The following is a 13,092-nucleotide window of genomic DNA, read 5'->3' as shown; positions in this document are numbered from 1 at the left end:
TATATAGGAGGAAATTATGATTAAGGTTGGAATTATTGGCTCTACAGGATATGCAGGAGTAGAAATTGTAAGATTAATTATGCAGCATAAAGAAGCTGAAGTTGTATGGTTTGGCTCAAGAAGTTATGTTGATCAGGATTACGCATCAGTATTTAGAAATATGTTTCAGATTGTTGATGCAAAATGTTTAGAAGATAATATGGAAGAATTAGCAGAAGCTGTAGATGTTATTTTTACAGCAACACCACAGGGCTTATGTGGTTCATTAGTTAATGAAGAAATATTAAATAAGGTAAAAATTATAGATTTAAGTGCAGACTTTAGAATTAAAGATGTTGCAATTTACGAAAAATGGTATGGCATCAAACACCAAAGCCCACAGTTTATAGAAGAAGCTGTATATGGACTTTGCGAAATTAATAGAGACAAAGTAAAAGGTGCAAGAATTATTGCAAATCCGGGTTGCTATACAACATGCAGTATTCTTTCAATTTACCCAATGGTAAAAGAAGGCTTAATTGATCCTAAGTCAATTATTGTTGATGCAAAATCAGGAACTTCAGGTGCAGGCCGTGGAGCAAAAGTTCCAAACTTATTCTGCGAAGTGAATGAAAACATCAAAGCATACGGTGTAACAACACACAGACACACACCTGAAATTGAAGAACAGTTAAGCTATGCAGCAGGAGAGGAAGTAATGATTAACTTTACTCCACATTTAGTACCAATGCAAAGAGGAATATTAGTAACTGCATATGCTAATTTAAAGAAGCCTGTTTCTTATGAAGAAGTAAAGGCAGCCTACGACAAATACTACGGAGACGAATTCTTCATCAGAGTATTAAATAAAGACGAAACACCTGAAACACGTTGGGTTGAAGGCAGTAACTTCGTTGATGTAGGCTTCAAGATTGATGAAAGAACAAACAGAATTGTAATGATGGGAGCTCTTGATAACTTAATCAAAGGAGCAGCCGGTCAGGCAGTTCAAAACATGAACATACTATTTGGATTAAAAGAAACAGAAGGCCTTGAACAGGTACCAATGTTCCCATAGAACATAATTAAGTTTCATTTCAGATGGATAACATCTTGTTGTAGAAGGAATTGAAGTTGAAAATTTTTAGGAGGAAAACAATGAAAGTAATAGATGGCGGCGTTACAGCTGCAAAAGGCTTTAGTGCATACGGCCTTAGAGTCGGCATTAAAGAAGGTAATACAGAAAAGAAAGACATGGCTATGATTTATAGTAAAGAACCATGCGTTGCAGCAGGTACTTTTACAACAAATCAGGTTAAAGCTGCCCCTGTAAAATGGGACAGTAATATAGTAGAAAACAGTGATTTTGTACATGCCGTAGTTTGCAACAGCGGAGTGGCAAATGCATGCACAGGGACTGAAGGAATGAAATATTGCGAAGACATGGCAGAAGCTACAGCTAAGGCTTTAAATGTAGGTAAAGATGAAGTATTAGTTGCATCAACAGGTGTAATTGGTGCCCAGCTTCCTATGGATAAAATCACAAAAGGCATTGAAATGCTTGTGCCTGAATTAAATGACACAGTTGACGGCGGTCATAATGCAGCATTAGCCATTATGACAACAGATACAGTTCCAAAGGAAATTGCCTACGAAGTAGAAATCGGTGGTAAGAAATGTACTATTGGTGGCATGTGCAAAGGTTCAGGAATGATTCATCCTAATATGTGTACAATGTTAGGGTTTATTACTACAGATATTAATATTTCAAAGGAACTTTTAACAGAGGCTTTGAAAGAAGACATTAAGGATACATTTAACATGATTTCTGTTGATGGAGATACTTCAACAAACGACACTGTTTTATTGTTATCAAACGGTTTATCAGGTAATGACAAAATTACAGAAAAAAATGACGATTACTATAAATTTGTAGAAGCATTACATAATGTTAATGTATTTTTGTCAAAGAAAATTGCTGGTGATGGCGAAGGGGCAACAGCTTTATTTGAAGTGAAAATCGTTAACGGAAGTTCTAAAGAACAGGCAGTTACACTTGCAAAATCAGTTATTACATCAAGTTTAACAAAGGCTGCTATTTACGGACATGATGCTAACTGGGGAAGAATTTTATGTGCTCTTGGTTATTCAAGTGCAAAAATTAATCCTGACACAGTAGATATTTATTTTGAAAGTAAAGCAGGTAAGTTAAAGATAGTTGAAAATGGAATGGCAACAGATTACAGCGAAGAAAAAGCTACAGAAATTTTGTCAGAAAACTATGTTACAGCTATATGTGACATGAAAATGGGAGAGGCAGAAGCTACAGCCTGGGGCTGTGATTTAACACATGAATATGTAAGCATTAACGCTGACTACAGAAGTTAAAAATAAAAAATATAATTATAGTGTCAAAATGTTTTATCAACTTGTGCTTATACAATATTGAAAAAAGACATTGAGCCACAACAGGACTGATAATAAATATGCAGATTAGGTAAAGAAAAGGAGAGAGAAGCTATGATAATGAAGGGACAGCAGCAACTTGATATGGATAAATGGATTGAAAAAGGAGATGTTCTTATTGAAGCATTACCTTATATCCAAAGATTTAACAGAAAAATTATTGTTGTAAAATATGGCGGTAGTGCAATGCTTGATGAAAACTTTATGAAGAGTGTTATTCAGGATATTACACTTCTTAAATTAGTAGGTTTTAAACCTATTATTGTTCATGGAGGCGGTAAGGCAATCAGCCGTCATATTGACAGACTTGGAATGGACACTAAGTTTATTAACGGACTTAGAGTAACAGATGAGGACACATTAGAAGCTGCTGAAATGGTTCTTAACAGTGTAAATAAGAAATTAGTTCAGATAGTAGAACAGTTAGGCGTTCGTGCCATTGGTATTAGTGGTAAAGACGGTAGACTTCTCACTGTAAAGAAAAAATTATCAGAGGGCGAAGATATTGGATATGTAGGTGAAGTTACACACGTTAATGAAGATATACTTCTTGAATTACTTGAAGATGATTTCTTACCAATTGTATGTCCTATTGGTTTAGATGAAGATTTCCATGGCTATAACATTAATGCTGATGATGCTGCAAGTGCTATTGCAGAGGCAGTAAAGGCTGAAAAACTTGCGTTTTTAACAGACACTGAAGGTGTTTATATGGATAAAGATGACAGCAGTACGGTAATTTCTGAAATGACAGTTTCAGAAGCAGAAAAGTTAATTGAAGACGGCATAATCGCAGGTGGTATGTTACCAAAGATTAGAAACTGTATGGATGCAATAAACAATGGTGTCTCAAGAGTTCATATCCTTGACGGAAGAATCCCTCATAGTATTCTTTTGGAAATCTTTACAAACAAGGGTGTTGGAACAGCAATTTTAGGCGATGAACAGACAAAATTCTTTAATGAATAATTTAGATTAAAAGAAAGGTTTTTGGTAAAAATATGAAAGATACAGAGTATATGGACAAGGCAGAACAATATTTTGTACATACTTATAATAGATTTAAAGTAGTTATTGATAAAGCAGAAGGGGCTTATATTTATGATGTAAATGGAAAGAAATATTTAGATTTTGCATCAGGAATTGGCGTATGTAGTTTAGGCTATGGCAATGAAGTTTACAAAGAAGCCTTAAAGACTCAGATTGACAAAATAACTCATACATCTAATTTATTTTACAATATACCATCTATAGAAGCTGCTGAAAAAATTGTTAAGGCAGCAGGGCTTGAAAAAGTGTTCTTTACAAACAGTGGTGCAGAAGCTATTGAAGGTGCTTTAAAAATGGCAAAACGATATGCTTATGACAGAGACGGTCATGCAAATCATGAAGTGATTGCAATGAATCATTCTTTCCATGGTAGAACAATGGGTTCATTGGCACTTACAGGAAATGAACATTATCAGAAACCTTTTGGGCCTATGATTGGTGGCATTAAATTTGCAGAATATAATAATTTAGACAGTGTAAAAGAATTAGTAAATGATAAAACCTGTGCAATTATTTTAGAACCATTACAGGGTGAAGGTGGAATTTATCCTGCAACAAAAGAATTTATTGAAGGCATAAGAGAGTTATGTACAGAAAAAGACATAATTATGATTTGTGACGAAGTGCAGTGTGGTATGGGTAGAACCGGAAAAATGTTTGCTTTCCAAAATTATGATGTAGTACCGGATATTATTGCTTCAGCAAAAGGACTTGGCTGTGGTGTACCTGTAGGTGCATTTATTGCCGGCAAGAAATGCTGTAACTCTTTAGTTCCAGGCGACCATGGAACAACGTATGGTGGCAATCCATTAGCAACACAGGCTGTATCAACAGTCCTTGATATTTATGAAAAAGAAAATGTTTTAGATAACGTAAAAGTTGTTGGTGCATATTTAGAAGAGCAGTTAGACAAAATTGTAGAAGATTTCGACAACGTAAAAGGAAGACGTGGAAAAGGCATGATGCAGGGACTTGTTCTTGAGACACCTGTAGGCGATACAATTGCAAAAGCAATTGAAAACGGACTTTTTGTTATATCAGCAGGGGGAAATGTTCTTAGAATGTTGCCACCGCTTATTATAACAAAAGAGCAGGTTGACGAAATGATTACTATTTTACGTAAATGTTTATAAAATTATAATTTGACTGATTTAGCAATCTGGTGGCAGGTTTGTGTCACCGGGTTGCTTTTTCTTTGTTAAATTGAATTGTTTTTACAAAAATTGCAATATTGTAAAAAAAGTTTTGTTTTTTGTAAAAACTGTGATAAAATTTTACATAGACTTTACATTAGATTGTTATGGTGGTTTACGGAAAACTTATAAATTTATATGATTAAAATGAACTATGTTCAGATAATAAAATTTATGGGAGAAAGAAAATGTATGTATTAATTACACAATTGCTTAGTGGATTGGCACTATTCCTTTTTGGAATGAAGTATATGAGCGACAGCTTACAGCAGGCGGCAGGTGGTAGGTTAAGAACCATTTTGGACCGTTGTACAAGAAATAAATATATAGCTGTTGTATGTGGTGCTTTATTCACAGCGTTTATCCAGTCATCCGGTGCAACAACCGTTATGGAAGTTGGTTTTGTTAATGCCGGTATCATGACTTTGGAACAATCTGTAGGAATTACATTTGGTGCGAACATTGGTACAACAATTACATCACAGCTTGTTTCATTGAAACTTACAGCAGTGGCACCATTTATTATTTTCATTGGTGCGGCAATATTATCATTTTGTAAGAAACCAATGTTAAAGAAAATCGCAGCCGTTATTTTTGGTTTCGGTTCATTATTCTTAGGAATTAATTTTATGACAGAAGCACTTCATGGAATTAAGGAAATACCTGAATTAATGAATGTGTTTGGATATTTAACTAACCCAATAATATCAGTGCTTGTAGGATTGATTTTTACATCAATTCTTCAGAGTTCATCAGTAACAGTCAGTGTGCTTGTATTGTTGGCAGGTTCAAATATTATTATTGATCCGGTAACAGGTGGAACAGATTATCTTGCATGTTTATATTTTATTTTAGGTGCAAATATTGGTTCATGTATGCCAGCGGTTATGGCAGCAATGAATGCAAACCGAAAAGCAAAAAGAACAGCTTTTATCCATGTAATGTTTAATGTTGTAGGATTAGTTGTAATTGGTGCTATTTTAATCTTTGCTTCAGAACCAATTGTTAATTTGATTAATTCAATTAGTGGAACAGATAAGCGTTTTGTAGCAAATGCAGATACAATATTTAAGGTATTCCAGTGTATTATTTTATTACCATGTTCTAACTTACTTGTTAAGTTATCCAAGAAGGTTATTCATTCTAAACCTGGTGAAGAGCAGGATGAAGACGAGATGGTATTAAAGTATATTAGAAAATCAGGTCTTACAAACCCAACTACTGTTGTGGTTGAAGTTGTTCAGGAAATTCAGCGTATGGCTGACATGGTTAAGATTAACTTAGAAGAATCATCAAAAGCCTTAATTGACAAGGAATTTTCAACATATAAGGAAGTATACGCCAGAGAAAAATATATAGACTTTTTAAGTCATGGTATTACTGAATACATGGTTGATGCTAACAGATACGGTTTACCACTTAAGGATAAAGAAAGATTAGGTGGACTTTTCCATGTAGTAATTGACGTTGAAAGAATCGGCGACCATGCAGTTAATATTATGGATGATGCCTTGAAAGAGAAGAATCAGAAAATCGAGTTTTCTAAAGAAGGCAGAGACGAAATGCTTACTATGTATGAGAAAGTTATGGATATATACGAGAAGGCAGTTGAAATCTTTGTAAATGAAGATAAATCAAAATTTGATGAAGTTGACCGTTTAGAAAATGTTATAGATCAGATGAAAATTGATTGTCAGGAAGGTCATGTTAAGAGAATGGCAGCCGGAAAATGCTCAATTGAATCAGGACTTGTGTTTACTGATTTAGTAATTGGTTACGAAAGAATTGCAGATCATGCTGTAAATATTGCATTTTCTATTTTACCTGAAAAGAAAATAAACTAGAAAAGATACTAACGAAAATGGGCATGGAAACGTGCCCATTTTTCTCGATAAGGAGAAAATACATGCAGAAAATATATATAGTTGAAGATGACAAGAATATAGCTGAAATTGAAGAGTTTGCATTGAAAAATTCAGGCTTTGAAGTTTATACATTTTCAAATGCCAAGGATTTCGATAAAAAAATGGAAAATAAATATCCGGATTTAATTATTATGGATATTATGCTTCCTGACAGAGATGGCTTATCCCTTGTAAAAGATTTAAGGGAACATCCTGAAACAGCTTCCATACCGGTTATTATGGTTACTGCCAAATCATCTGAAATGGACAAAGTAAAAGGTCTTGACCAGGGAGCGGATGACTACATGACAAAGCCTTTTGGTGTAATGGAGCTTATTTCAAGAGTAAAGGCAATGCTTAGAAGAGCTAATCTTTCTGTTGAAACATCACTGGAATTTGAGGGGATTGTTCTTAATGATGCAAAACATAAGGTAACTGTAGATGGTAAGCAGTGTGATTTAACATATAAGGAGTTTGAATTATTAAAATACCTTATGCAAAATTCGGGTATTGTCCTTCAAAGAGGCAGAATCCTTGACAGAGTATGGGGAATTGATTACGAAGGAGAATCAAGAACTTTAGACATGCACATTAAGACTTTAAGAAAGAAATTAGGTGACAAGGGTGCATTAGTTCAAACTGTTAGAAATGTTGGTTACACTTTAAATTATAAAAAGGAAAAGTAGATATACCTGTAATAATTAAAGTGGTAGAATGTGAACAGGTGAAAAATTAGTTCTATACGGAATCATAAACAATATTTAATTACAACAGTGTATAGAAAAAGAGGATAAGATGAAAAGAAAAATCTATATTAGAATGACATTAGTATCAGTAATAATGATGCTTTTTACAATGAGTGTTACAGTGTTTACCTTTTATAATTTGTTTAGTGAACAGGTTATGGAAGATTTGAAAACACACGTCCATATTCTTAATACAACAGAAGCTGTTCTGCAGTATGTTGAAAAAGATTTTGATCCCAAGATTGATAATTTAAGAATAACGGTTATTGATACAAAGGGCGACGTTTTATACGACAGTAATGCAGATATTGGAACTATGGATAACCATGTAAACCGACCTGAAATTAAAGAGGCATTAGAGCATGGACATGGTGAGGCAACAAGAAAGTCTGATACCTTAGACAAGACAACCTACTACTATGCCGAGAAGCTGGAGAATGGTCAGATTCTTCGTGTGGCAAAAGAAGTAGTAAGTGTCTGGCAGTTTATTTTTAAGATTTTACCAATATTAATAATGGAACTTCTATTGGTAGCAATAATCTGTTTTATCGTATCAAAGCTTCTTGCAAAGAGATTGGTAGAACCCATAGAACAGCTTGCTCAAAATATGGATGAGGAAGAAGTAACAGAAACTTACGAGGAAATTAAGCCGTTTTTAAATAAGATACACAGTCAGCATAAAGCCTTGAAAAAGAGTGCTAATATGAGACAGGATTTTACGGCAAACGTTTCTCATGAATTAAAAACACCTTTGGCATCAATTTCAGGCTACGCAGAGTTGATTGAAACAGGTATGGCAAAGGAAGAGGATATATGTAGATTTGCCGGTGAAATTCATAAGAGCTCATTAAGACTGTTGTCTTTGATTAATGATATTATTGAACTTTCAGAACTTGATGTTATGAATGGTCAAATGTCAAAAACTAAAGTAAGTCTTACAGATGAAGCGGTTAATTGTGTGGAAATACTTCAAATGAATGCAGAAAAGCATAATGTTAATATTTCATTGGATAAGTGTGAAGATGGCTGTGTAATTGATGCAAATCAGGATATGATACAGGAAATTATTTATAATCTTTGTGATAATGCTATTAGATACAACAAGCCGGAAGGAAATGTTTGGGTATCAGTATTCAGAGAGAAAGACAACATTATTCTTCAGGTTAGGGATAACGGTATTGGTATACCTGAAAAAGAGCAACAGCACATATTTGAAAGATTTTATCGTGTTGACAAGGCAAGGTCAAAGAAAACAGGTGGTACAGGTCTTGGACTTGCAATAGTAAAACATATAGCAGAACAACACAACGCAGAAATAAAAATAGAAAGTTATGTAAATGAAGGAACTACAATTTCTGTGATTTTTTAACTGAAAAGAAAAAGTGATGTCGCCCCATTCCTGCATTGCGTTAAGAATAGGTCCCATGGTCTTTGAAGAAGATTTCTTAAATTGCATAAAAGTTACATATTTGGAAATCCTAAAGAAAAAGTTTTTTAGGAGGAAGTTATGTGGGGATTTATTATTGCATTAATATCAGGTGCGTTAATGAGTATACAAGGGGTTTTTAATACGGGAATAACAAAAAGCAGCAGTATGTGGGCAGCGAATTCGTGGGTTCAGCTAACTGCTTTTTTAGTTTGCGTAATTGCATGGTTTGTTACAGGAAAACAAAATATAATGGGGATGTTTCATGTTGAAAATAAGTACATGCTTTTAGGAGGCGTTATAGGTGCTTTTATAACAATGACAGTTATAAAAAGCATGAACAATCTAGGTCCGGCTAAGGCTGTGCTTATTATTGTCATCTCTCAGATAATTGTTGCATATTTAATTGAGCTGTTCGGTCTGTTTGGCGTAGACAAAGCACCTTTCCAGTGGAGCAAATTGGTTGGTGCCTTAGTTGCAATTGTGGGAATTTTTATTTTTCACAGGTAATTCAATTTTAAAATTGTTAAAAAAGTCAGTTGATAAGTATTGTTTATTTTTGTACAATTAGAATAGCGTTCATAGGGAAGCTCCGAAAGGAGAATGAATGGCAAATAAAATAATTATTATGATAACAGTTGTACTTGCAACATGTTCTTTTTTTGTTGGCTGTGGAAAGGATAATTCGGTGCAATTATCCGGTGAAAGTTCTAACGAAAGTGTGTTAGAATCAGGTAGCAAAAAACAGGAAACAAAAAATGATAATATATACGTATATGTTAACGGACAGGTTAAGTATCCAGGTGTGTATAAATTGAAGAATGGTGACAGAGCTTATAAGGCAATTAAGAAAGCCGGCGGTTTAACGAAGAATGCTAAGAAAAACAACATTAATTTAGCAGAGACAGTTGTAGATGCTCAAAATATTTATGTAATGTCTAAGAAAGAATACAAAAAGAGTCTTTCAAAGAAAAGCATATCTGGTGAAACTAATGATAGTTTAAGCGAAAATCAGGATACAAATAGCAGTCTGATTAACATAAATACGGCGAGCGAAAGTGAATTAACCAAGTTGCCGGGAATTGGAAACTCAAAGGCGGCAGCAATTATAAAATATAGAGAAGAGAATGGTAATTTTTCTTCAAAAGAAGACATTAAAAATGTATCAGGTATAGGCGACTCAACCTATTCCAATATTGAAGATTTAATTACCGTATAGGATATAGATAGTAGGAGAGAAATAAAATGAAGGCTTTAGTGGTAGATGATGAAAAGTTAATTGTTAAAGGACTGAAATTTAGTCTTGAGCAGGACGGATATGAAGTGGATTGTGCTTATGACGGACAGGAAGCCATAGATAAGGCAAGAGATAAAGAATATGACATTATGCTTTTAGATCTAATGTTACCTGTATTTGACGGGTATCAGGTATGTCAGCAGGTTAGGGAATTTTCAGATGTTCCAATAATTATGCTTACAGCAAAAGGCGAGGATATGGATAAGATTTTAGGACTTGAATATGGAGCAGATGATTATATCACTAAGCCTTTTAACATTCTTGAAGTGAAGGCAAGAATTAAGGCGATTATAAGACGTAACCGTAGAAAAACTCCTGCAGTACAGGAAGAACCAAAAGTAATTGTGTCAGGTAGCATGAGATTAGACATAGATGCAAAACGTCTGTACATAGATGAAAAGGAAATAAGACTTACTGTAAAAGAGTTTGATATTTTAAAACTTTTAGCTGAAAATCCCGGTAAAATTTATTCAAGAGAACAGTTGCTTACTTTAATTTGGGGGACAAAGTATCCGGGAGATGCGAGAACTGTAGATGTTAATGTAAGAAGATTAAGAGAAAAAATAGAAGAAAACCCTGCAAAACCAGAGTATGTTCATACAAAGTGGGGCATGGGTTATTACTTCCAGGGATAGAACAATGGAAAAACAGTGGTTAAAAAAAATAATTAATTTATTAAGAAGCTTAAGATTTAAGATATTTATATCGGTGTCTTTACTAATAATGATACCAACAATAATTGTTAGTATTGTATTAGTGAATTTATCGGTAGACGCTTACAGTGATAAGAAGATAGAACGATTTAAAATCAATAACTCCATGCTAAAAAACAGCATAGTAAGTGAGGGTTATTTAGAAAAAAATAACCAGTCGAAGGTTATAGAAACTCAAATAGCGCAGCTTGCAGGAGAACATAACTGTAGAGTACAGATTATTAACAGCCAGTATGTTATTGTTGAAGATACAGACAATAGTGCAGTTGGAAAAACAAGTGTTGCTGAGAATGTAATCAAGGCAATGGAGGGAAAAAGCATATTTATTAACAGCAAAAAAGGTAAATATGTTGAATTTGCCCAGCCTTTGATTATAAGCGTTAATGTTTCAAATAATATAGTTAATAACAAGTCAAGCATTATAGGTGTTTTATATATCAGATATTCTATGGAGGATGTACAAAGCTATAGAAAAACAGTTGACAGATTTGCAGCAATTGCAGATTCGTTAGTTGCTGTTTTTGCACTTATTATGGCATGGATTTGTTCGGTAGCGTTTAACAGACCGATTAAGGAAATGTACGGTTCAATTAAGAGAATTACACATGGTCATACACATGATGAAAATAAGAGTAAATATCCTGAAATAACGAAAATAACAGAAGATTTCTCTCATTATGTAGATAGAATGAAAGCACAAAATAAAACAAGACAGGAATTTGTTTCAAATGTTTCCCATGAGTTAAAGACACCGATTACATCAATGAAGGTGTTGGCAGAATCCTTAATTGGAAATCAGGGGATGCCTGAAGAATTATATCAGGAATTTTTAGGTGATATTTGTAAGGAAATTGACAGGGAAAATGACATTATAACCGATTTGTTAAGTTTGGTTAAAATGGAAAAGCCGGATGTAGAACTTAATATTTCAACTGTAAATATCAATGAAATATTAGAGACTGTATTAAAACGACTAAAACCTATTGCTGAAAATAAAAACATCGAGCTTGTATTTGAAAGTTTCAGACCAGTTATTGCCGATGTAGATGAGATAAAATTTGCAAGTGTTGCAACTAACTTAGTTGAAAATGCAATAAAATATAACAATACGGATGGGACGGTTACAGTTTCACTTAATTCAGACCATCAGTATTTTTACCTAAAGGTAATTGATACAGGTATTGGTATTGCAGAGGAAGATCAGGAAAGAGTATTTGAAAGATTCTTTAGAGTGGATAAGGCAAGAGCCAGAGAGACCGGTGGAACAGGTTTAGGTTTGGCTATTACAAAAGATATTGTTCTCAAGCATCATGGATCAATTAAGATTCATAGTAAAGAAGGAGAGGGAACAACATTTATTGTAAGAATTCCGCTTAAATATATTGTATAAGGGTGTAAAAATGAAAACTACAAGAATTTTAATTATTGCCATAATGTTAAGTATGGTTGCATCTTTGTTTGTTGCCTGTGGCAATAATGAAGAAAAGAAAAAATCAGGTTTGTCGGTTTACTACGTTTCAAAAAGTGAAAATACAGTTGTAACTGAACAACATAACCTGAAAAATAAAAGTACAATTCAAAGTATTGGTGAAATACTTGATTGCTTAACTACTCAGGGAAAAGAGCAGAATTATAAAAATGCAATACCAAAAAGTGTAAAGGTAAACGGCTATGACTTTTTAGACGGAGTAGTGAAAATAGATTTTAGTAAGAAATATTATGACTTAAGTTCTAAAAGAGAACTGCTGCTTAGGTCTTCAGTTGTTTTAAGTCTTATACAGTTAAAGTCAGTTGAGTACGTTGCATTTACTGTAGAAGGAAAACCATGTACAGGAAAAGACGGAAAGTATTTAAATGCAATGAATGCTTCTGATTTTGTATCAGATTTAGGAAACAATAAGCAGGATAAACAGGATTTTATTTTATATTTTTCTAATGAAAAAGGGACAGCATTAAAAGAATATAAATTAAAAAATGTTAAATATGGAAATAAAACAAAGGAAAGATACATTGTTGAACAGCTGATTAAAGGTCCTTCCAGAAAAGGATTTCTAGGAACTTTGTCTTCCCAAATTAAGATATTAAGCGTTGTTACAGCGAACAGTATCTGTTATGTAGACTTTGACAGTAATTTCTTAACAGAACGAAATCAGGTGGCACCTAAAGTTGTTATTTATTCTATTGTTAATTCACTATCGGAACTTGATAAAGTTCATAAGGTTCAGATAAGTGTTAGAGGTGAAACTTCAATTAAGTACAATGAGGAAATTTCTTTAGAGCAGCCATTTATCAGAAATTTAGATTTAATTAAATAGAAG

12 protein-coding genes are annotated in these 13,092 nt (G+C 33.6%); all 12 read left to right on the top strand.

Going from position 1 to position 13,092, the window contains the following annotated elements; all coding sequences use genetic code 11:
- Positions 1–16: 16 nt before the first annotated feature.
- The gene (gene argC / locus ACQY63_RS04615) at positions 17–1,057 is read left to right on the top strand and encodes an N-acetyl-gamma-glutamyl-phosphate reductase (protein ID WP_022164795.1); all 1,041 of its coding nucleotides are present in this window, start codon (positions 17–19) and stop codon (positions 1,055–1,057) included.
- Between the two features lie 80 nt (positions 1,058–1,137).
- Positions 1,138–2,367, top strand: coding sequence for a bifunctional glutamate N-acetyltransferase/amino-acid acetyltransferase ArgJ (argJ, locus tag ACQY63_RS04610; RefSeq protein ID WP_412334506.1), 1,230 nt, complete (start codon positions 1,138–1,140; stop codon positions 2,365–2,367).
- Between the two features lie 132 nt (positions 2,368–2,499).
- A complete protein-coding gene (gene argB, locus ACQY63_RS04605) occupies positions 2,500–3,414 on the top strand; it encodes an acetylglutamate kinase (RefSeq protein ID WP_022164797.1) in 915 nt (304 codons plus the stop codon).
- Between the two features lie 32 nt (positions 3,415–3,446).
- Positions 3,447–4,628, top strand: coding sequence for an aspartate aminotransferase family protein (locus ACQY63_RS04600; RefSeq protein ID WP_412622248.1), 1,182 nt, complete (start codon positions 3,447–3,449; stop codon positions 4,626–4,628).
- 248 nt (positions 4,629–4,876) lie between these two features.
- A complete protein-coding gene (locus tag ACQY63_RS04595; RefSeq protein ID WP_428244798.1) occupies positions 4,877–6,532 on the top strand; it encodes a Na/Pi cotransporter family protein in 1,656 nt (551 codons plus the stop codon).
- 62 nt (positions 6,533–6,594) lie between these two features.
- Entirely contained in the window at positions 6,595–7,278 is a 684-nt protein-coding gene (locus ACQY63_RS04590) for a response regulator transcription factor (protein WP_022164799.1), read from the top strand.
- Positions 7,279–7,387: 109 nt separating this feature from the next.
- The gene (locus ACQY63_RS04585) at positions 7,388–8,707 is read left to right on the top strand and encodes a sensor histidine kinase (protein ID WP_022164800.1); all 1,320 of its coding nucleotides are present in this window, start codon (positions 7,388–7,390) and stop codon (positions 8,705–8,707) included.
- 138 nt (positions 8,708–8,845) lie between these two features.
- Complete coding sequence (locus tag ACQY63_RS04580; protein WP_022164801.1) at positions 8,846–9,274, top strand: DMT family transporter; 429 nt, start codon at positions 8,846–8,848, stop codon at positions 9,272–9,274.
- A 97-nt stretch (positions 9,275–9,371) separates the two neighbouring features.
- Positions 9,372–9,983: a helix-hairpin-helix domain-containing protein gene (locus ACQY63_RS04575; protein ID WP_428244797.1), complete on the top strand. Its 612-nt coding sequence runs from the start codon at positions 9,372–9,374 to the stop codon at positions 9,981–9,983.
- Between the two features lie 26 nt (positions 9,984–10,009).
- Positions 10,010–10,696, top strand: a complete 687-nt coding sequence (locus tag ACQY63_RS04570; RefSeq protein ID WP_022164803.1) for a response regulator transcription factor — start codon at positions 10,010–10,012, stop codon at positions 10,694–10,696.
- Positions 10,697–10,700: 4 nt separating this feature from the next.
- On the top strand, positions 10,701–12,164 hold the full coding sequence (locus ACQY63_RS04565) for a sensor histidine kinase (protein ID WP_428244796.1): 1,464 nt from the start codon (positions 10,701–10,703) through the stop codon (positions 12,162–12,164).
- A gap of 10 nt (positions 12,165–12,174) precedes the next feature.
- Positions 12,175–13,089, top strand: a complete 915-nt coding sequence (locus ACQY63_RS04560) for a GerMN domain-containing protein (RefSeq protein WP_428244795.1) — start codon at positions 12,175–12,177, stop codon at positions 13,087–13,089.
- Positions 13,090–13,092 lie beyond the last annotated feature (3 nt).

The organism is Eubacterium sp. Marseille-QA0814 (assembly GCF_965119675.1).
In the GTDB taxonomy this organism is placed as follows: Bacteria; Bacillota; Clostridia; order Lachnospirales; family Lachnospiraceae; genus Eubacterium_G.
Note: the sequence above shows the minus strand (reverse complement) of the source record. Positions and strands in the feature narration are given on the sequence as shown.

Bases quoted from the DNA above. Each gene is read 5' to 3' on its own strand.
- argC (WP_022164795.1), top strand. From the start codon at position 17: ATGATTAAGGTTGGAATTATTGGCTCTACAGGATATGCAGGAGTAGAA.
- argJ (WP_412334506.1), top strand. From the start codon at position 1,138: ATGAAAGTAATAGATGGCGGCGTTACAGCTGCAAAAGGCTTTAGTGCA.
- argB (WP_022164797.1), top strand. From the start codon at position 2,500: ATGATAATGAAGGGACAGCAGCAACTTGATATGGATAAATGGATTGAA.
- ACQY63_RS04600 (WP_412622248.1), top strand. From the start codon at position 3,447: ATGAAAGATACAGAGTATATGGACAAGGCAGAACAATATTTTGTACAT.
- ACQY63_RS04595 (WP_428244798.1), top strand. From the start codon at position 4,877: ATGTATGTATTAATTACACAATTGCTTAGTGGATTGGCACTATTCCTT.
- ACQY63_RS04590 (WP_022164799.1), top strand. From the start codon at position 6,595: ATGCAGAAAATATATATAGTTGAAGATGACAAGAATATAGCTGAAATT.
- ACQY63_RS04585 (WP_022164800.1), top strand. From the start codon at position 7,388: ATGAAAAGAAAAATCTATATTAGAATGACATTAGTATCAGTAATAATG.
- ACQY63_RS04580 (WP_022164801.1), top strand. From the start codon at position 8,846: ATGTGGGGATTTATTATTGCATTAATATCAGGTGCGTTAATGAGTATA.
- ACQY63_RS04575 (WP_428244797.1), top strand. From the start codon at position 9,372: ATGGCAAATAAAATAATTATTATGATAACAGTTGTACTTGCAACATGT.
- ACQY63_RS04570 (WP_022164803.1), top strand. From the start codon at position 10,010: ATGAAGGCTTTAGTGGTAGATGATGAAAAGTTAATTGTTAAAGGACTG.
- ACQY63_RS04565 (WP_428244796.1), top strand. From the start codon at position 10,701: ATGGAAAAACAGTGGTTAAAAAAAATAATTAATTTATTAAGAAGCTTA.
- ACQY63_RS04560 (WP_428244795.1), top strand. From the start codon at position 12,175: ATGAAAACTACAAGAATTTTAATTATTGCCATAATGTTAAGTATGGTT.